This window comes from Cupriavidus sp. UYPR2.512 (assembly GCF_000379565.1).
GTDB lineage: Bacteria > Pseudomonadota > Gammaproteobacteria > Burkholderiales > Burkholderiaceae > Cupriavidus.
This window is the reverse complement of record NZ_KB903195.1, coordinates 126420-146510: the sequence shown is the minus strand read 5'-3', so window position 1 is coordinate 146510 and position 20091 is coordinate 126420. Positions and strand designations below refer to the sequence as shown.

Below are 20091 nucleotides of genomic sequence, written 5' to 3'. Positions count from 1 at the left end.
GGATGCCATCCGGAATCAGCAATATCGCTTACCTGGGCGCCAGTGCGCTCTTCATCCTCAGCCTGAGCGGGCTGAGCCACCCCGACACCGCGCGCCGCGGCAACCTGCTGGGCATCGCCGGCATGGTGATCGCGGTGCTGACCACCGTGCTGGCGGGCAGCCCGGACGGCATCGCCATCATCATCGGCGCGATGCTGGTGGGCGGCGTTGCCGGTGCCATGCTGGCCAAGCGCGTGGAAATGACACAGATGCCGCAGCTGGTGGCGGTGCTGCACAGCTTCGTCGGCCTGGCCGCGGTGCTGGTGGGCTACGCCAACTACCTGGATGCCCATGCGCTCACTGGCGCGGAGAAGGCCATCCATGAAGTGGAAACCTACCTTGGCATCCTGATCGGCGCGGTCACGTTTACGGGCTCGATCATCGCGTTCCTGAAGCTGCAGGGCACCATGGGCGGCAAGCCGATGCTGCTGCCCGGGCGGCATGCGTTGAATGCCATCGCGCTGCTGGTTTGCGTGTGGCTGGGCTATGCCTTCCTGAGCGCGCCCGGCGCGCAGCAGGGGCTGGTGCCGCTGGCGGCGATGACGGTGATTGCGCTGCTGGTCGGCGCGCACCTGGTGCTGGCCATCGGCGGCGCCGACATGCCGGTGGTGGTGTCGATGCTCAACAGCTACTCCGGCTGGGCCGCGGCGGCCACCGGCTTCATGCTGGGCAACGACCTGCTGATCATCACGGGCGCGCTGGTGGGGTCGAGCGGCGCCATCCTCAGCTACATCATGTGCAAGGCGATGAACCGCAAGTTCCTGTCGGTGATCCTGGGCGGCTTCGGCGCGGTGCAGGCGCAGGGCGCGGCAACCGAGCAGGGCGAGGTGCTGCCGGTGTCCAGCGAGGAAGTCGGCAACCTGCTCAAGGACGCCAGCGACGTGATCATCGTGCCGGGCTACGGCATGGCCGTGGCGCAGGCCCAGGGCACCATCAGCGAGATCGCCCGGCGGCTGCGGGCGCAAGGGGTCAATGTCCGTTTCGGCATCCATCCGGTGGCGGGCCGCCTGCCCGGGCACATGAACGTGCTGCTGGCCGAGGCGCGCGTGCCGTACGACATCGTGCTGGAGATGGAAGAGATCAACGACGACTTCGAGAAGGCCGACGTGGTGCTGGTGGTGGGCGCCAACGACATCGTCAACCCCGGCGCGCTGGAGGATCCCGGCAGCCCCATTGCCGGCATGCCGGTGCTGGAGGTGTGGAAGGCCCGCACCGTGGTGGTGTCCAAGCGCAGCATGGCGGCGGGCTATGCCGGCGTGGACAACCCGCTGTTCTACAAGGACAACACGCGCATGTGGTTCGGCGATGCCAAAGGCAGTGTCGACGCCTTGCTGCGGCAGTTAGAGGAAGCGCCGGCCTGAGTGCGCGTCCGCGGCGCATTTCCCTTGCTTGCGAGCCACTGTCGCCTGCTGCCAGCGGGCGACGGTGGCTTTATTGCAGGCAAGGACCGAAAAGATCTGGTCCGGGTCAGGCGACGATGGACGAGCACAGACGGATGTCCGCGAGTCGATTCATGCGGGTTCCGCTATATATAAATGATCGTTAATAGATACGATAAAAAACTTTAAGACCTATCAAATTAAGCTTCGGGTAGCATCAATCCACGACTTCATGTGCCGCAATGCCAGGCGCCGGTCTAGTTGTGAGAAGGGCAACCCACAAAGCCCTGATGTGCCCGTCGAGGCACAAACAAGCGGTACCAGGAGACAAAACAGATGGCGCAATTTGAAGCATCGGCCCCGGCCGGTCACGGCAACGTGAACGGCCGCGGGCTGCAGAACCGTTGGATCCAGCTTGCAATCGGCGTGGTGTGCATGGGGCTGGTGGCGAATTTGCAGTACGGCTGGACCCTCTTTGTGTCACCGATGGACGCCAAGCATCACTGGGGCGCGTCCGCCATCCAGGTGGCATTTTCCATTTTTATCGTGACGGAAACCTGGCTGGTGCCGCTGGAAGGCTGGCTGGTGGACAAGTTCGGCCCGCGCCCGGTAGTGGCGGGCGGGGCCATCTGCGCGGGACTGGCCTGGGTGATGAATTCCTATGCGACCACCCTGCCGGAGCTGTATGCGGCCGCGGTGATTGCCGGCATCGGCGCGGGCGGCGTCTACGGGACCTGCGTCGGCAACGCGCTGAAGTGGTTCCCGGACAAGCGCGGCCTGGCAGCCGGGCTGACGGCGGCGGGTTTCGGTGCCGGCTCGGCCATCACGGTGATCCCCATCGCCAACATGATCCAGAGCTCGGGCTATGAAAAGGCCTTCCTGACCTTCGGCATCCTGCAGGGCGTGTGCATCTTCGTGCTGGCGCTGCTGCTGGTGAAGCCCAAGGCGCCCAAGGGAGCGGTGGCGGCCAAGGCGGTGCTGACCAATCCGGTCGAGTTCTCGCCGGGGCAAATGGTGAAGACGCCGGTGTTCTGGCTGATCTACGTCTGCTTCGTGGCCGTGGCCGCGGGCGGGATCATGGCGACGGCGCAGCTCGGGCCCATCGCCAAGGACTTCGGCTTCGCCTCGATGCCGGTGACGATGCTGGGCATGACGCTGCCGCTGCTGACGATGACCTTGTCGATCGACAACTTGTGCAATGGCTTTACGCGGCCCTTGTGCGGCTTCCTGTCGGACCGGTTCGGGCGCGAGAACACCATGTTCGTAATCTTCATCGGCGAAGGCCTGGCGCTGCTCGGGTTGATGCAGATGGGGCACAACCCGTACTGGTTCATGTTCTTTGCCGCACTGACCTTCCTGTTCTGGGGCGAGATCTTCTCGATCTTCCCGGCCTTGTGCGCCGATACCTTCGGCAGCAAGTTCGCGGCGGCCAATGCGGGCACCCTGTACACGGCGAAAGGCACGGCGGCGATGGTGGTGCCGCTGGCATCGATCCTGTCGGCCTATGGCGGCTGGGGAGCCGTATTCTCGGTGGCGGCGGTGGTGACGATTGCGGCGGGGATCTCGGCCAAGGTGTTCCTGGCGCCCATGCGCAAGCGCTTTATCACCGGGCATGCCGAGGCGGTGCGTGTGTCCGATGCAGCGTTCCTGGCCGGCCTGGCGCCGCGGCAGGGCGAGTAGCGGGAACACTTCAGGCGCAGACCGGCAAACCGCCCGCGTCTGCGCCCGAAGCCTGCCCGTTGTGCCGGCGAGGCCGGCCGGCATTCAGGATAAGTACCAGGCGTCTTCATCCTTTAGGGCCCGAGTGGCTCTGAAATTTTGGTATGTAATATATCTATGTCGGGTTTTAGCGTCCGATCGACAACGTGTCGAGCGGCAGAGCTGACCTGTGCCGATTGCGCATGAATCGCCTGCATTAGGGATTTACGGTGATTTGGTGCTAGTTAGAGCCCTGATTGCTGCGCTGCACCGACGAAAGTTGACATTCTGCTGGAAATTCCTCTTGCGTCGTTCTGATATATCACATACCGTATGTCATCAAGACCGGTCGAACAAACCGGCACAGGTTTAAGCAAGGGGATGGCCCCCGCGCACCATGAACACGAGTCCAAAGAGGAGACCAAACATGTCCCAAGTCGTAGCGAAGCGGCCCGAGAGCACATCGCGGAAGCCCTGAAACAAAAAAAATTCCAACCCCAGTCAATTTGCATAGAAGGAAGCAACCATGGCAGAAGTCGGAAACGAGCTGCAGCGTCACGCCGCGGAAGAACATCAGGCACAAACCGATGGTTTTCATCTGGTCATCGACGCGCTGAAGCTGAACGGCATCGAAAACATCTACGGCCTGCCCGGCATTCCGGTCACCGATCTGGCTCGTCTGGCGCAGGCCAACGGCATGCGCGTCATCAGCTTTCGTCACGAGCAGAACGCAGGCAACGCCGCAGCGATTGCCGGCTTTCTCACGCAAAAGCCGGGCGTTTGCCTGACTGTGTCTGCGCCAGGCTTCCTGAACGGGCTGACGGCGCTGGCGCATGCGACCACCAACTGCTTCCCGATGATCCTGATCAGCGGCTCGAGCGAGCGCGAGATCGTCGATTTGCAGCAGGGTGACTACGAAGAGATGGACCAGCTGGCCATCGCCCGTCCGCACGCCAAGGCTGCCTTCCGCGTGCTGCACGCTGAAGACATTGGTGTCGGTATCGCGCGTGCCATCCGTGCCGCCGTGTCGGGCCGTCCGGGCGGTGTGTACCTGGACCTGCCGGCCAAGCTGCTGGGCCAGTCGATGGAAGCCGAGAAGGGCCGCAAGTCGCTGATCAAGGTGGTGGATCCGGCCCCGCGCCAACTGCCTGCACCGGACTCGGTCGACCGTGCCGTCGCGCTGCTGAAGAGCGCCAAGCGCCCGCTGATCCTGCTGGGCAAGGGTGCCGCATACGCACGCGCCGAAGCGGATATCCGCACGCTGGTCGAGAAGACGGGTATTCCGTACCTGCCGATGTCGATGGCCAAGGGCCTGCTGCCCGATACGCACCCGCAATCGGCCTCGGCCGCACGCTCGTATGTGCTGGCTGAAGCTGACGTGGTGTTGCTGGTCGGCGCCCGCCTGAACTGGCTGCTGTCGCACGGCAAGGGCAAGACCTGGGGCAAGCCGAAGCAATTCATCCAGATCGACATCGCGGCGACCGAGATGGACAGCAATGTCGCCATCGCCGCGCCGGTAGTGGGTGACATCGGTTCGTGCGTGTCGGCGATCCTCGACAAGGTCGGCAACGACTTTGCCAAGCCGGGCGCTGACTGGCTGAACGCGGTGGCCGACCGCAGGGACACGAACCTGGCAAAGATGGCCGAGACCCTGGCCAAGGCCAAGGATGTCTCGCCGATGAACTTCCACGGCGCGCTGGGCGTGCTGAAGGATGTCGTCAAGGCCAACCCGGGCATCTCGTTTGTCAACGAAGGCGCCAACACGCTGGACTACGCCCGTGCCGTGATCGACATGTACGAGCCGCGCAAGCGCCTGGACGTGGGCACCTGGGGCGTGATGGGCGTGGGCATGGGCTACGCGGTCGCCGCGGCGGTCGAGACCAGCAAGCCCGTGCTGGCGCTGTGCGGTGACAGTGCGTTCGGTTTCTCGGGCATGGAAGTCGAGACGATCTGCCGTTACAACCTGCCCGTCTGCATCGTTATTTTCAACAACAACGGCGTCTACAAGGGGATCGACGTGAATCCGACCGGCGGCAAGGATCCGGCGGTCACGACGTTCGTCCCGGGCGCGCGCTACGACAAGATGATGGAAGCGTTCGGCGGCGTCGGTCACAACGTGACCACGCCGGCGGAACTCGAAGCCGCGGTGAACGAAGCCCTGCGGTCGGGCAAGCCCACGCTGGTCAACGCCGTCATCGACCCGGCTGCCGGCACCGAAAGTGGTCGTCTGACCAACCTGAATCCGCAAAGCTCGGCCAAGAAGTAATCGACCCGAATTTCACCCCCTAATCCAATAGGAGACGAAAGTGAACCTCCCACTCAACGGCATCAAGATCATCGACTTCACGCACGTCCAGGCTGGCCCCGCGTGCACGCAGCTGCTGGCGTGGTTCGGCGCAGACGTCATCAAGGTGGAGCGCCCCGGTTCCGGCGACGTGACGCGTACCCAGTTGCGCGACATCCCGGATGTCGATGCGCTGTACTTCACCATGCTCAACAGCAACAAGCGCAGCCTGACGCTGGATACCAAGAAGCCAGAAGGCAAGAAGATCCTGGAGCAGCTGATTCGTGAATCGGACGTGCTGGTCGAGAACTTCGGCCCGGGCGCGCTGGACCGCATGGGCTTCTCGTGGGAACGCATCAACGAGCTGAACCCCAAGATGATCGTGGCTTCGGTCAAGGGCTTCAGCGACGGCCACCACTACGAAGACCTGAAGGTCTATGAGAACGTGGCCCAGTGCGCCGGCGGCGCGGCTTCGACCACCGGCTTCTGGGATGGCCCGCCGACGGTGTCCGCCGCGGCGCTGGGCGATTCCAACACCGGCATGCACCTGGCCATCGGCATCCTGACCGCGCTGATCGGCCGCGACAAGTCCGGCAAGGGCCAGAAGGTGGCCGTGTCGATGCAGGATGCGGTGCTGAACCTGTGCCGCGTCAAGCTGCGCGACCAGCAGCGCCTGGACCGCCTGGGCTACCTGGAAGAGTACCCGCAGTATCCGCATGGCAGCTTCAGCGACGTGGTGCCGCGCGGCGGCAACGCGGGCGGCGGCGGCCAGCCGGGCTGGGTGCTGAAGTGCAAGGGCTGGGAGACCGATCCCAACGCCTATATCTACTTCACCATCCAGGGCCATGCCTGGGAGCCGATCTGCAAGGCGCTGGGCAAGCCGGAATGGATCGCCGATCCCAACTACGCCACGGCCAAGGCGCGCCAGCCGCATATCTTCGATATCTTCAACACCATCGAGGAATGGCTGGCCGACAAGACCAAGTACGAAGCAGTGGACATCCTGCGCAAGCACGACATTCCGTGCTCGCCGGTACTGTCGATGAAGGAGATTGCCGCCGATCCGTCGCTGCGCGCCAGCGGCAGCATCACCGAGGTGCCGCACAAGGAGCGCGGCACCTACCTGACGGTGGGCAGCCCGATCAAGTTCTCCGACCTGAAGCCGGAGATCACCGGATCGCCGCTGCTGGGCGAGCATAGCGACGAGGTGCTGGCCGGCCTGGGCTACTGTGCGGACGACATCAAGCGCCTGCGCGAGTCCCAGGTGATCTGACGCTGCCCGCCGGCACGTGTGCCGGAGCGTACGCCGGGGTCTCGCGCATAGCGGGCCCCGGCGTTTTTGCTTGCAGCGTGGCCATGTGGCACGCTACCTTGATGGCCATGACAGGCCGGCGCCGACCGGCCCTGGTAATAACGAGGGAATCCCCATGACAGACCAGATCGATTACGCGCAACTGGTGTCCGCCATCGGCGACGCCATCATCATCTCCGACGCCAAGGGCGCCATCACGCTATGGAACCCCGCCGCCGAGCGCATGTTCGGCTTTACCCAGGCCGAGGCCATGGGCCAGTCGCTCGACCTGATCATCCCTGAGCGCCTGCGCGGGCGGCACTGGGAGGGCTACGACAAGACCATGGCGACCGGCATCACGCGCTACGGCCACGACCTGCTCAAGGTGCCCGCGGTCGACAAGGACGGCAAGTCCATGTCGATCGCCTTCACCGTGGCGCTGCTCAAAGATGACGCGGGCGCCATCACCGGCATCGTCGCCTTGATCCGCGACGAGACCGTGCGCTTCCAGGAGGAGCGGGCGCTGAAGAAGCGGCTGGTGGAGCTGGAAAACCAGGTCAAGGAACAGGCCTGAGGCGCGTGTCTTCCCTGTGATCCCGGGCCAGCCGCTCAGCGGCGACCCGGTCGGCATCCCCGACGCCAAGTGGGGCGAAGCGGTCACCGCCGTGGTGGTGGCCCGGCCCGGTGCCGCGCTTACCGAGGCCGATGTGATCGGCCACGTCACGCAGCACAAGGGCGTGGTCAATGCGCCCAAGCAGGTGGTGTTCGTGGATGAGCTGCCGTTGACCGCGCTGGGCAAGATCGACCGCAAGGCCATCCGCGGACGCTACTGGGGCGGCCAGGAGAGGCAGGTGGCCTGAGCACGCCCATCTGCCGGCGCGCGGCTAGGACGTGCGCGCGCCGGTGTCCGGGCGGGACAGCAGGCCGTTGAGGATGATCTCGTAGAACTCGCTGAAGGCATCGCCCATCTTCAGGCCGGTTTCCTTCAGGAACTGCTGGTTGCGCAGCCGGTGCGCGGCGCCCAGGATCGCTTCGGAAACCAGCCGCGGATTGTGCGGCGCCATCAGCCCTTGCCGCATCCCTGCATCGAGCAGGCTCTCCAGCCCGCGCACGCGCGCTAGCTGGTAGGCGTCGAATACCGCCCGGCCGCTGTCGATTGCATCCAGGTCCGCCAGTGCGGCCTTGCTCAGTCCCGATGTGTTCAGCGCGGCATGCAGGTAGGCGGACACTGCCCGCGCCGCATCGCTTTCGCGGCGCGCCGCGGCAAAGCCTCTTTCCAGGTTGTCAGCGAGCACCTCGCGGCAGATGCCGACGAACAGCGCTTCCTTGGTTGGCGCGATTTCGTACAGGCGCCGCCGCGAGCAGCGCATGCGTTGGGCAATCTCGCCGATGGTCAGCGACGACACGCCTTCGGTGCTCAGCAGCCGGGTCAGGTCCTGGATGAAGTCTTCGTCGGTGCGTCGGGTTGGCATGAAACGGGTGGCAAGCCAGGCAAGCGCCGGGCACATGAGTGTAAATGCCGAATCTTACGACGACTGCGCCCGCACCGGCATGGCAATGGATCCATGCCGGCCGGCACATCCCCATCTCCCCCAGGCGCGGAATGAGTAATGGCTCAAAAGCAGCCGCAGACAGGGATCCCAGTGTGCTTCAGGTGATAGAGTCCGTCCCCGGCAACGCAAGCAAGCTTCTAACGCTTGTATAGCGTATCTATACGCTATACACTCTGCTACCTGGACATCGATGATCAAGAGTTTCGCCCATGCGGGCCTCAGACGCTTCTTCGAGACTGGCTCCAAGGCGGGAATCCAGCCGCATCACGCGCAGAGATTGCGCAATCAGCTCGGTGCGCTGGATCACGCCACGAAACCCCAGGACATGGGGGTGCCAGGTTGGAAGCTGCATCAACTGGGCGGCGACATGTCCGGCCACTGGTCCGTCAGCGTTAATGGCAACTGGCGGCTGACATTCATGTTCGACGGCATCGACGTCATCGTCGTCGATTACCAGGACTACCACTGAAGGACCTCATCATGACGCGCATGCACAACCCGCCGCACCCCGGCGCGGTGCTGGCCGATTGGCTCGATGGCATGGACGATATGACCATCACGGCGTTCGCCACGCACATCGGCGTGACGCGCGCAACGCTCTCGCGCATCCTGAATGGTCATTCGTCGATCACGCCGGACATCGCCATTCGCCTGGAAGAAGCCCTGGGCGCGAGCCGCGAGATGTGGAGCGGCATGCAGATGGCCTACGACCTCTGGGTCGCGGCGCAAAGGCCGCGCAAGCGCATCAAGCGGCTGCCCCGCCCTGCAGTCAAGGCAGAGGAGGCGGACCTCGCCTGAGGGACATGCGGGCTAGGCAAAAAAAGCTAGGCCGCTCGCGCGCCTCGCCGTGAACCGACCGGCCCCTCAGTTGAGATGGCCGACCGCGCGCAGGTATTCGTTCTTCTTCTCGAAGATCAGCGCGCTCAGAAAGGCGGCATCATAGGCGGCCAGCAGGTGCGCGTGGTGTTCTTCGATATAGCGGGCCACGCGCGCCTTCTCGCATTCGATGCCGCACAGCCATTCATACATCTGGGCGTCCCAGCGGAAGCGCAGGCCCAGCTCGATAAACGCGGCGTTGTAGGCGGCGAGCTGGGTGTCGCGCGGAATAGGTTGGTTATCGGTGCCGACTGTGACGGCAGCCTGGCGGTTTTCCTGCTGGACCTGGTTCATGCTCGTCTCCTCAGATGCGCTGTAGCGGTTGGGTTGAGACAAGCATAGGGACATCGGATGATTTGCGATAATTAAAGTTTCATAGCAAATTCATAATCAATCGTTTATACATCCTTGGCCGATCAAGTCTCCCACGCCAGTGATGCGCTGGATCAGCCCCGCGCCGTCTTCCATCAGGAACTGCTTGAACGCCAGTGCCACTGGCGGCAGCCGCTTGTTCTTACGGTGCACCACGTACCAGTTGAGCATGACCGGGAAGCCCTCGATGTCCAGCACCGCCAGCTTGCCGGCCTGCAGTTCCAGGCCGACCGTGTGCGCCGACAGGAAGGCGATGCCCATGTTGGCGATCACGGCCTGCTTGATGGTCTCGGTGCTCTTGATCTCCATCGCGATGCGCATATTGGACAGCTTGCCAGCAAAGCCTTCCTGCATCGAGTTCCAGGTATCCGAGCCTTTCTCGCGTGAAACGAAGGCTTCATCCGCCAGTCCTGCTAGCGGGATATTGCGCTGGCCGACCAGCGGGTGGGTGGGCGCGGCCACGATGACATAGGGGTGCGGGGCGAAGACCTCGTTGATGGTGTCCATGCCTTCGGGCGGGCGCACCATCACCGCCAGGTCGGTCAGGTTGCCGGCCAGCTGGTGCAGCAATTCCTCACGGTTATGCACGGCAAGGTTCAGCGTCACGCCTTCATGGCGGTTCATGAACTCGGCCAGCAGGCGCGGAAAGAAATAGTCGCCGGCGCTGATCACCGCCACGTTGAGCCGGCCGCCGGAGATGCCCTTGAGCTGGGACATGGCGTCTTCGGCCTCGCGGAACTGCTGGATGATGCTGCGGCTGTAATGCAGCATCTCGTGGCCCGCCGGCGTCAGGTAGATCTTCTTGCCCAACTGCTCGAACAGGGGCAGCCCCACGTGGTGCTCCAGCTGCCGCACCTGGGTCGATACCGCGGGCTGCGTCAGGTGCAGTTCCTCGGCAGCGCGTGAAAAGCTCATATGGCGGGCAACGGTCTCAAAGACCTTCAGTTGCCGCAGCGTGGCGTTCCTCATGCTCGTCCCGTGCAATATATAAACGATTGACTATATAAACGATAAAAAACTTTATGCAGTACTGATCTTAGATTCAAGTAGCATCAATCGTCGGATTGGCATGCCCCGCCCCCGAATCCGGCTCTCCGGCTTGCGCCAAGGAGCCCGCTAATGGCCACAAGCATGGCCGATAACAACGATGGCTGCCTACAGTCACGACAAAAAAACACAAGGAGACTACCGTGACCGGACTGAACGCAATGGTGCGTGCAACGCGACACCCCGCCATGCCTGACGACAGGCTCCGTCTCAGCCACGCCGGTGCCGGGCAGGGGGGCAGGTCATGAATATCTCGCTCCCCCAACTGAAGGCCTTCGCCGCAGTGGCGCGGCACAAGAGCTTTACGCGTGCCTCGGTTGAGCTGGGCCTGACGCAATCCGCGGTCAGCCGCAGCGTGCGTGAGCTGGAGGAGGAAATCGACCAGCGCCTGTTCGACCGTACCACGCGCCAGGTGGAACTGACCGATGCCGGCCAGCACCTGTCGCAGCGCATCTGCCACCTGATCGAAGAGGTGGAGCAGACCCTGCGCGACAGCCAGAGCGCCAGCCGTCCGTGCCAGGGCCTGGTGCAGATCGCATCGGATCCGGTGCTCAGCTCGATGTCGGTGCCGACGTGGCTGGCCGGCTGCCGGCAAGCGTGGCCGGCAATTGCCATCCACCTGAAGGACCGCTCGCAGGAGTCGGTGCTGCAGAGTGTGCGCAGCGGCGAGGTGGACTTCGGCATTGCCACCGATCCGCAGGCAACCGATGATCTCTATTGTGAACCGCTGTGCGTCGATGCCTACCACGCTGTCCTGCCCGCCCAGCATCCGCTGGCCATGCGCGACGCGGTAGGGTGGGGCGACCTGAGCGATGCCCGCGTGCTGGCCCTGGACCAGCAGTGCGGCATGCAGCCCGCGGTGGAGAAGGCGCTCAGCAGCTATCACGTGCGCGCGGGCTCGCTGCAGTTGCTTGGCCACTTTGCCGCGGTGTTCGGCATGGTGGCGCTGGGCCTTGGTATCGGCGTAGTGCCGTCGCGTGCCCAGGTTGGCGGCATGAATCCGGCGGCGGTGATGCGGCCGCTGCGTCCGCAGGTGACTTCCACGGTGATGCTGGTTCGGCGCAAGAGCCGTTCGCTCAAGCCCAATGCCGCGGCAATCTGGGATGCCTTGCGTGGCCAGGAGTATCAGGAGCCGCCGGTGGCGCGTCGTGAAACGACCACGGTGTGAGGCCATCGGCTCATCTGGAGGCATCGGGGCTGCGTTCGTTGTATTAGTGCAAAACTTCTACTGATATATCACATACAGGATATTTACACATAGTGCAGCGCAGCATATAATGAAAACTCCTGATCACAACGCTATTGGAGTTTTCAAATGGAAGCCGCTCTTCTCTTCGCTCTTGGCCTGGGCCTGATTGCTGTCGGTGTCGGCGTGACCACGTTGCTGGCCACGCGCCTGCCGATGGGCGTGCTGGTGACCGCGCAGGAGCACGGTCGCTTCGCCGGCCTGGGCTCGAACCAGGAAAGCGATGGCGTGGGCCGTGCCAGCCCGTCGCGCATCGTGCCCGCTGCCGGTGAACTGGCTTACGCGTAATGCGCGCCGGCGCCATGCGCCGTTCGCGCTGAACAGCGCATCTGGCAAGGGTTGTAGCGGCCGGCATCCCTTGTGGCAGTACTCGGTTGACTCCTGATCTGCGGCATTCGCCGCGAGCCAGGGCAGGGTTCCGCGCGAACCTGCGGCCGCCGCCATCCTCTTCCCGATCGCTGCCAGCGATCCCCAACCCTTGCTTGCGCCGCCTGCCCCAATCCGGCAGCTCCCTGCCGTGCCTGCAACGCCTCCTCCGGCATCGTTTCCAAGGTCATACACGCGTCGCCAGACATTAATGTATGCATCTAGGGACTTTCCCCAACTCATCGTTTTCCCGGTTTTTCCGAAGCGCGATCCCCGGCATTCTTGCGCTTGCCAGCAGTCGGCTGATTGATGCGCCGTTGCATGGCAACTGCTTGATTTCCAACGACTCCGGATGCTGTCGGACCGACCATTGATGCAGTGTGCGCACCAGTCGCATTGCAGCAACGGCCAGCCAGGTGTCGCTCGCCGCGGGCTCATGCTGCAGAGCCGCGACGAATACGCTTGACTTACCTGATATATCACATACCGTATAGCACTAGAACGGCTCAGCTGTTCTTTGACTGAGAGTCACGCAGAGGCGTCTACAGGCGCCCATCTTCCACCTTGGCGGCAAGCCGCTATAAGGAGACATCATGGAATTGCAGCAGAGGGAGTCCACGTCGCGCTTTGCGTCGCCGTGGGTGCAACTGGTATTCGGCGTGATCTGCATGGCAATGATCGCCAACATGCAATACGGCTGGACGCTGTTCGTCAACCCGATTGACGACAAGTACCACTGGGGCCGCACCGCGATCCAGGTGGCCTTCACCATCTTCGTCGTGACGGAAACCTGGCTGGTCCCGATTGAAGGCTACCTGGTCGACAAATACGGCCCGCGTCCGGTGGTGGTGGGCGGCGGCTTGCTGTGCGCCGTTGCCTGGGCCCTCAACTCGGTGGCGTCCTCGCTGCCCATGCTCTACGTCGCGGCTGCGATCGGTGGCCTGGGCGCGGGCGCGGTGTATGGCACCTGCGTGGGCAACGCGCTGAAGTGGTTCCCCAATCGCCGGGGCCTGGCGGCGGGCATTACAGCGGCCGGCTTCGGCGCGGGCTCCGCGCTGACCGTGGTGCCCATCGCCAACATGATCAAGACGTCAGGCTATGAAGCCGCGTTCCTGTGGTTCGGTCTGGGCCAGGGCCTGATCGTGTTCATCCTGGGCATGGCCCTGTACCCGCCGTCGGCCAAGATCCTGAGCGAGGTCAAGTCCACGCTGAAGGCTGCCGCGACCTACAACGCTTCGCCGCGCGAGGTGCTGAAGTCGCCGATCTTCTGGGTCATGTACGCGATGTTCGTGATGATGGCTGCCGGCGGCCTGATGGCCACCGCCCAGCTCGGCCCGATCGCCAAGGACTTCGGCCTGCACGATGCGCCGATCTCGATCCTTGGCCTGACCTTGCCCGCGCTGACCTTCGCGCTGACCATCGACCGCGTGCTCAATGGCCTGACGCGCCCGTTCTTCGGCTGGATCTCCGATCATATCGGCCGTGAACGCACCATGTTCTTCGCCTTCGGGGTCGAGGCCATCGGTATCCTGCTGCTGTCGAAGTACGGCCACCATCCGGTTGCCTTCGTGGTGCTGACAGGCGTGGTGTTCTTCGCCTGGGGTGAGATCTACAGCCTGTTCCCGGCCACCTGCGGCGACACCTTCGGGCCGAAGTTTGCCGCCACCAACGCGGGCCTGCTGTACACCGCCAAGGGCACGGCCGCGCTGCTGGTACCGTTCTCCAGTGTGATCACGGCCGCCACGGGCAGCTGGCATGCGGTCTTCCTGGTGGCCTCTGGCATGGCGGCATTGACCGCGGTGATGGCGCTGTTCGTGCTCAAGCCGATGCGCGAAGCCCATGCCCGCAAGTATGTCCATGCCAACACCTCGGCACCGATGGGCTACCGCACCGTGCCGGAAGACCTGACCTGATGAAGAAAGCAGTACGGCGCCTCCCGGCGCCGGCAGTACCCCGGACGTGGCGGCTGCGATGCCTGCACAGGCGCCATGTCCGGTAGCACAATACGACAATGACAAAGCGCGACAGGAGGGCGGCCCGACCGGCGCCTTCCTGATCGCACATCGGACACCCACAAACAGAATCCAGGCACGCCATGAACCAGGTTGTCATTCCACTCGAGGCGACGGGGCTCGGCCGGCAGCGCAAGCGCCGCCAGCCCAAGGGCAGGCAGGTAGACGCGGCCGCGCTGGCCGAAGTGCGCGTGGCGCTGGGCGACATGCCCCGCCGGCGCGACCTGCTGATCGAACACCTGCACTGCATCAACGACCGCTACGGCCAGCTGGCGATGCCGCACCTGGTGGCGCTGGCCAGCGAGCTGCGGCTGTCGATGACCGAGGTCTATGAAGTTGCCACCTTCTACCACCACTTCGACGTGGTGCGCGAGGACGCCGACGGCCAGATCGCGCCGCCGCCGGCGCTGACCGTGCGCGTATGCGAAGGCATTGCCTGCGAGCTGGCGGGCGCGCAGGCGCTGATCAGCAAGCTGCCTGCGGTGCTCGGCACTGAAGTGCGCGTGGTGGCCGCGCCCTGCATCGGCCGCTGCGAGAAGGCGCCCGCGGCGCTGGTCGGGCAGAATCCGGTCGACGCTGCCACGGCCGAGGCCATCGACGCCGCCGTGCAGGCAAAGGCCGTGCGCCATGCGCCCGAGCCCTATATTGGCTACGACACTTACCGGAAGGACGGCGGCTATGCCTTGCTGAAGTCCCTCGCCGGCGGCGACCTCGACCCGGCCGCCGTGCTGTGCACGATGGAGGACTCCGGCCTGCGCGGCCTGGGCGGCGCAGGCTTCCCGACCGGGCGCAAGTGGCGCATCGTGCAGAATGAGCCCGCGCCCCGGCTGATGGCCATCAACATCGACGAGGGCGAGCCCGGCACCTTCAAGGACCGCGTCTACCTGGAACGCGATCCGCACCGCTTCCTAGAGGGCATGCTGATCGCGGCGACGGTGGTCAACGTGTCAGCGATCTATATCTACCTGCGCGACGAGTATGCCGGCTGCCGCGCGCTGCTGGCGGAAGAACTGCGGCGGCTGCGGCAAGACCCGCCAATCCCAGGCTTGCCGACGATCGAGCTGCGCCGCGGCGCGGGCGCCTATATCTGCGGCGAAGAGTCGGCCATGATCGAGTCGATCGAAGGCAAGCGCGGCATGCCGCGGCTGCGCCCGCCCTATGTGGCGCAGGTGGGCCTGTTCGGCCGCCCGACGCTGGAGCACAATTTCGAGACCCTGTACTGGGTGCGCGACATCATCGAGAAGGGCGCCGAATGGTTCGCCTCACAGGGGCGCAACGGGCGCAAGGGCCTGCGCTCGTTCTCGGTGTCCGGGCGCGTGAAACGCCCCGGTGTGCACCTGGCGCCGGCCGGCATCACCGTGCGCGAGCTGATCGACGAATACTGCGGCGGCATGCTCGACGGCCACGCCTTCTACGGCTACCTGCCGGGCGGTGCATCGGGCGGGATCCTGCCGGCGTCGATGGGCAATATCCCGCTGGACTTCGACACGCTGCAGCCCTACGGCTGCTTTATCGGCTCGGCCGCGGTGGTGATCCTGTCCGACCACGACAGCGCCACGCAGACGGCGCGCAACCTGATGCACTTCTTCAAGCATGAGTCGTGCGGGCAATGCACGCCGTGCCGCAGCGGCACGGCCAAGACGCTGGACCTGATCCGCCAGCCGGCGTGGGACCTGGCGGCGCTGGAAGACCTGTCCGCGGTGATGCGCGATGCATCGATCTGCGGGCTGGGGCAGGCCGCGCCCAATCCCGTCGACTGCGTGATCAAGTACTTCCCGCACGAACTGGCCTGACCCGAGCCTGAGAGAGAGACATGAACGCACTGACCCGCGCCGAACGCGCGCTTGTCGAATCCGCCGAGCCAGCCGTCACCTTCACGCTCAATGGCCGCGAGGTGAGCGCACAGCCCGGCGAGAGCCTGCTGAAGGTAGCCCGGCGCGAAGGCTTTGACGTCCCGCACCTGTGCTACAAGGACGGCCTGGAGCCGGCCGGCAACTGCCGCGCCTGCATGGTCGAGATCCAGGGCGAGCGCGTGCTGGCCCCGTCCTGCTGCCGCTATCCCGCCGCGGGCATGCAGGTGCAGACCGAATCCGAGCGCGCCCGCCGTGCCCAGCGCACGGTGCTGGAGCTGCTGCAGTCGGACATGCCCGAGACCGACTACACCCGTCACAACGAACTGGACCAGTGGGCCGCGAAGCTGGAGATCGGCAAGCCGCGCTTTGCCCCGCGCGAACGCGTGGCGGCGGATTTGTCGCACCCGGCCATCGCCGTCAACCTCGATGCCTGCATCCAGTGCACCCGCTGCCTGCGCGCCTGCCGCGACGAGCAGGTTAACGACGTGATCGGCCTGGCGCTGCGCGGCGACGACGCCCGCATCGTGTTCGACATGGATGACCCGATGGGCGCGTCGACCTGTGTGGCCTGCGGCGAATGCGTGCAGGCCTGCCCGACCGGCGCGCTGATGCCCGCGCGCGACGCAGCGCTGGCGGTGCCGGACAAGCAGGTGGACTCGGTCTGCCCGTACTGCGGCGTGGGTTGCCAGCTGACCTACAACATCAAGGACAACCGCATCCTGTTCGTGGAAGGGCGCGACGGCCCGGCCAACCACGAGCGGCTGTGCGTGAAAGGCCGCTACGGCTTTGACTACGTGCAGCATCCGCAGCGGCTGACGGTGCCGCTGGTGCGTCGCGAAGGCGTGCCCAAGCAGGGCGATTTCGTCATGGATCCGGACCACGTGATGGATGTGTTCCGCGAGGCCACCTGGGAAGAGGCGCTGGCACTGGCCGGCGGCAAGCTCGCGCAGATCCGCGACACCCACGGCAAGCGCGCGCTGGCAGGGTTTGGCTCGGCCAAGGGCAGCAATGAAGAAGCCTACCTGTTCCAGAAGCTGGTGCGTACCGGGTTTGGCAGCAACAACGTCGACCACTGCACGCGGCTGTGCCATGCCTCGTCGGTGGCGGCGCTGCTGGAGGGGATCGGCTCGGGCGCGGTATCGAACCCGGTGATGGATGTCGACAAGGCCGAAGTGGTGATCGTGATCGGCGCCAACCCGACCGTGAACCACCCGGTGGCGGCGAGCTGGATCAAGAACGCGGTGAAGAACGGCACCAAGCTGATCGTGGCCGATCCGCGCCGCTCGGACCTGGCGCGCTTTGCCCATCGCTTCATGCAGTTCAAGCCCGATGCCGACGTGGCGCTGCTTAACGCGATGATGCATGTCATCGTCGCCGAGGGCCTGGTGGACCAGGACTTCATCGACAGCCGCACCATCGGCTTTGACGAGCTGCAGCGCAATGTCGCGGCGTACAGTCCGGAACTGATGGCGCCGGTGTGCGGCATCGAGGCCGAGGTCATCCGCGAGGTGGCGCGGCTGTATGCGACATCCAGGGCCTCGATGATCCTGTGGGGCATGGGCGTCTCGCAGCACGTGCATGGCACCGACAACGCGCGCTGCCTGATCGCGCTGGCGCTGATGACCGGCCAGATCGGCCGCCCCGGCACAGGCCTGCATCCGCTGCGCGGCCAGAACAACGTGCAGGGCGCGTCCGACGCCGGCCTGATCCCGATGATGTATCCGGATTACCGCCGCGTGGACGACCCGTTGGCGATCGCCAGCTTCGAGGCGCTGTGGGGCATGCCGCTGGACCGCCAGCCCGGCCTGACCGTGGTCGAAGTGATGCAGGCGATCGAGCGCGGCGAGGTGCGCGGCATGTACATCATGGGCGAGAACCCCGCGATGTCCGACCCCGACGCCGAGCACGCGCGCGCGGCGCTGGCCTCGCTCGACCACCTGGTGGTGCAGGACATCTTCCTGACCGAGACCGCCTACCTGGCCGACGTGGTGCTGCCGGCCTCGGCCTTCCCGGAGAAGACCGGCACCTTCACCAACACCGACCGCACCGTTCAGCTCGGCCGCCAGGCGCTGAACCCGCCGGGGCAGGCGCGCCAGGACCTGTGGATCATCCAGCAGATGGCGGCGCAGCTGGGGCTGGACTGGCACTACGACGGCGTGGCCGAGGTTTTCGACGAGATGCGGCAAGCCATGCCCAGCATCGGCGGCGTGACCTGGGAGCGGCTGGAGCGCGAACACGCCGTGACTTATCCGTGCACGGAAGAGGGCGACCCGGGCGAACCGGTGATCTTTATCGACAGCTTCCCGACCGCCACCGGCCGTGGGCGCTTCGTGCCGGCCGACATCATCCCGGCGGCCGAGCGGCCCGATACCGACTACCCGATGGTGCTGATCACCGGCCGCCAGCTCGAGCACTGGCACACCGGCAGCATGACGCGGCGCGCCGGCGTGCTGGATGCGATCGAGCCCGACCCGGTGGCGCTGGTGCACCCGCTGGACCTGGACGCGCTGGGCGGCAAGCCGGGCGACGTGGTCACGCTGGCATCGCGCCGCGGCGAAGTCACGCTGTACGCGCGGGCCGACGCCGGCACGCCGCGCGGGGCGGTGTTCGTGCCGTTCTGCTATTACGAGGCGGCGATCAACAAGCTGACCAACGCGGCGCTGGATCCCTTCGGCAAGATCCCGGAGTTCAAGTACTGCGCGGTGAAGATGGCACTTGGCGGCGAGGCGCCGGAGCAGTCGAGCTACGGCGGCGGGCAGATCCTGGCGGTGTAGGGCCAACGGCAAGCCCTGACGGGGCCGTCTGCGCGGGTAGCGCAGGCGGCCCTTTTTGTTGGGTGATTATCCGTAGTTTCGGGAAATCGGGAAATTGATTGCTGTAGTTTCCAGCTGATCAAATCAATCGTGACAGGCTACGCTTCAGTTCATTCCCCACACAACCCGGAGCCCGCCATGAAAGCCATCGGCCTGACCCAGTACCTGCCCATCTCCGACCCGCGTTCGCTGCAGGACGTGGAGATCGACATGCCCAGCCCCGGCGGCCGCGATCTGCTGGTGAAGGTTGAAGCCGTCTCGGTCAACCCGGTCGACACCAAGATGCGCGCGCCCAAGGCGCAGGTAGAGCCCACGCCGCGCGTGCTGGGCTGGGACGCGGCCGGCACGGTGGCGGCGGTGGGGCCGGAGGTGACCCTGTTCAAGGTTGGCGACCCGGTCTACTACGCGGGCAGCATCACGCGGTCCGGTTCCAACGCTGAATTCCACCTGGTCGATGAGCGCATCGTCGGCCACAAGCCTGCCTCGCTGGATTTCGCCAACGCGGCGGCGCTGCCGCTGACGGCGATCACCGCCTGGGAGGCGCTGTTCGACCGGCTCGGCATTTCACCCAAGGGGGATCACGCCGGCCGCTCGGTGCTGATCATCGGCGGCGCGGGCGGCGTGGGCTCGATCGGCATCCAGCTGGCCAAGGTGCTGGCCGGGCTGACCGTGATCGCCACCGCGTCGCGGTCCGAGTCGCAGGAATGGTGCCGCCGGCTTGGCGCCGACCATACGGTTGACCATCGTGGCGACCTGCCGGCGCAGTTGAAGGCGCTTGGATTTGCCGAGGTCGACTATATCCTCTGCTTCAACGATATCGACGGTCATTTCCCGGCGATGAGCGAACTGGTCGCCCCGCAGGGCAAGATCTGCACGATCGTCTCGAATACGCGGCCGTTGCCGGTGGAGTTGCTCAAGAACAAGAGCGCCACCTTCGTCTGGGAATTCATGTTCACGCGCGCCATGTTCAGCACCGCGGACATGGTTGCGCAGCATCGGCTGCTCAACGAGGTGGCTCGGCTGGTGGATGCCGGCCGGCTGCAGACCACGCTGGGCGAGAACCTGGGGCGCATCAACGCGGAGAACCTGCGGCGCGCGCATGCGACGCTGGAAGGCGGGCAGACCATTGGCAAGCTGGTGCTGGAAGGGTTCTGACACAGACAGCGCGCCGGGTTTTCTCCCCTCTCCCGCGTGCGGGAGAGGGGCCGGGGGAGAGGGCAGGCGCTGGCAAACCACCGGCAGTACTTCGTGGATATTCCGGC

General features: G+C 65.0%; 17 protein-coding genes. 14 read left to right on the top strand and 3 right to left on the bottom strand.

What is annotated here, in order from left to right; genetic code table 11:
- The first annotated feature begins 2 nt into the window (after positions 1–2).
- From pntB to A3A5_RS0135295, 6 genes are all read left to right on the top strand, one after another.
- Positions 3–1400, top strand: a complete 1398-nt coding sequence (gene pntB, locus A3A5_RS0135325; RefSeq protein WP_018315146.1) for a Re/Si-specific NAD(P)(+) transhydrogenase subunit beta — start codon at positions 3–5, stop codon at positions 1398–1400.
- A gap of 354 nt (positions 1401–1754) precedes the next feature.
- Positions 1755–3098 (top strand): oxalate/formate MFS antiporter, encoded by a 1344-nt coding sequence (oxlT, locus tag A3A5_RS0135320; protein ID WP_018315145.1) that lies wholly within the window; start codon positions 1755–1757, stop codon positions 3096–3098.
- 544 nt (positions 3099–3642) lie between these two features.
- Positions 3643–5382: an oxalyl-CoA decarboxylase gene (oxc, locus tag A3A5_RS0135310; protein ID WP_018315143.1), complete on the top strand. Its 1740-nt coding sequence runs from the start codon at positions 3643–3645 to the stop codon at positions 5380–5382.
- A 40-nt stretch (positions 5383–5422) separates the two neighbouring features.
- Positions 5423–6673: a formyl-CoA transferase gene (gene frc / locus A3A5_RS0135305; protein ID WP_018315142.1), complete on the top strand. Its 1251-nt coding sequence runs from the start codon at positions 5423–5425 to the stop codon at positions 6671–6673.
- 154 nt (positions 6674–6827) lie between these two features.
- Positions 6828–7265, top strand: coding sequence for a PAS domain S-box protein (locus A3A5_RS0135300; RefSeq protein WP_018315141.1), 438 nt, complete (start codon positions 6828–6830; stop codon positions 7263–7265).
- 16 nt (positions 7266–7281) lie between these two features.
- Positions 7282–7551 carry a hypothetical protein gene (locus A3A5_RS0135295; protein ID WP_018315140.1) on the top strand — a complete coding sequence of 90 codons (270 nt, stop codon included), beginning with the start codon at positions 7282–7284 and terminating at the stop codon, positions 7549–7551.
- A 24-nt stretch (positions 7552–7575) separates the two neighbouring features.
- Here A3A5_RS0135295 and A3A5_RS0135290 read toward each other — a convergent pair whose 3' ends face one another.
- Positions 7576–8163, bottom strand: a complete 588-nt coding sequence (locus tag A3A5_RS0135290) for a TetR/AcrR family transcriptional regulator (RefSeq protein WP_026201445.1) — start codon at positions 8161–8163, stop codon at positions 7576–7578.
- A gap of 271 nt (positions 8164–8434) precedes the next feature.
- Between A3A5_RS0135290 and A3A5_RS0135285 the strand changes: the two genes are divergently transcribed.
- Both A3A5_RS0135285 and A3A5_RS0135280 read left to right on the top strand, forming a co-directional pair.
- Complete coding sequence (locus tag A3A5_RS0135285) at positions 8435–8713, top strand: type II toxin-antitoxin system RelE/ParE family toxin (protein ID WP_018315138.1); 279 nt, start codon at positions 8435–8437, stop codon at positions 8711–8713.
- An 11-nt stretch (positions 8714–8724) separates the two neighbouring features.
- On the top strand, positions 8725–9042 hold the full coding sequence (locus A3A5_RS0135280; protein ID WP_018315137.1) for a HigA family addiction module antitoxin: 318 nt from the start codon (positions 8725–8727) through the stop codon (positions 9040–9042).
- A 66-nt stretch (positions 9043–9108) separates the two neighbouring features.
- Here the strand turns inward: A3A5_RS0135280 and A3A5_RS0135275 are convergent, their stop codons facing one another.
- Positions 9109–9414: a hypothetical protein gene (locus tag A3A5_RS0135275; protein ID WP_018315136.1), complete on the bottom strand. Its 306-nt coding sequence runs from the start codon at positions 9412–9414 to the stop codon at positions 9109–9111.
- Between the two features lie 96 nt (positions 9415–9510).
- Entirely contained in the window at positions 9511–10461 is a 951-nt protein-coding gene (locus A3A5_RS0135270) for a LysR family transcriptional regulator (RefSeq protein ID WP_018315135.1), read from the bottom strand.
- 322 nt (positions 10462–10783) lie between these two features.
- On the opposite strand from A3A5_RS0135270, the gene A3A5_RS0135265 reads away from it, so the two are divergent.
- The 6 genes from A3A5_RS0135265 to A3A5_RS0135240 all read left to right on the top strand — a co-directional run bounded on the left by A3A5_RS0135265 (position 10784) and on the right by A3A5_RS0135240 (position 19984).
- Positions 10784–11707, top strand: a complete 924-nt coding sequence (locus tag A3A5_RS0135265; protein ID WP_018315134.1) for a LysR family transcriptional regulator — start codon at positions 10784–10786, stop codon at positions 11705–11707.
- A 147-nt stretch (positions 11708–11854) separates the two neighbouring features.
- Complete coding sequence (locus A3A5_RS0135260) at positions 11855–12073, top strand: hypothetical protein (RefSeq protein WP_018315133.1); 219 nt, start codon at positions 11855–11857, stop codon at positions 12071–12073.
- A gap of 671 nt (positions 12074–12744) precedes the next feature.
- A complete protein-coding gene (gene oxlT, locus A3A5_RS0135255; protein ID WP_018315132.1) occupies positions 12745–14064 on the top strand; it encodes an oxalate/formate MFS antiporter in 1320 nt (439 codons plus the stop codon).
- A 182-nt stretch (positions 14065–14246) separates the two neighbouring features.
- A complete protein-coding gene (locus A3A5_RS0135250) occupies positions 14247–15956 on the top strand; it encodes an NADH-ubiquinone oxidoreductase-F iron-sulfur binding region domain-containing protein (protein WP_018315131.1) in 1710 nt (569 codons plus the stop codon).
- Between the two features lie 20 nt (positions 15957–15976).
- Positions 15977–18790, top strand: a complete 2814-nt coding sequence (gene fdhF, locus A3A5_RS0135245; protein WP_018315130.1) for a formate dehydrogenase subunit alpha — start codon at positions 15977–15979, stop codon at positions 18788–18790.
- 177 nt (positions 18791–18967) lie between these two features.
- Complete coding sequence (locus A3A5_RS0135240; protein ID WP_018315129.1) at positions 18968–19984, top strand: zinc-binding alcohol dehydrogenase family protein; 1017 nt, start codon at positions 18968–18970, stop codon at positions 19982–19984.
- Positions 19985–20091 lie beyond the last annotated feature (107 nt).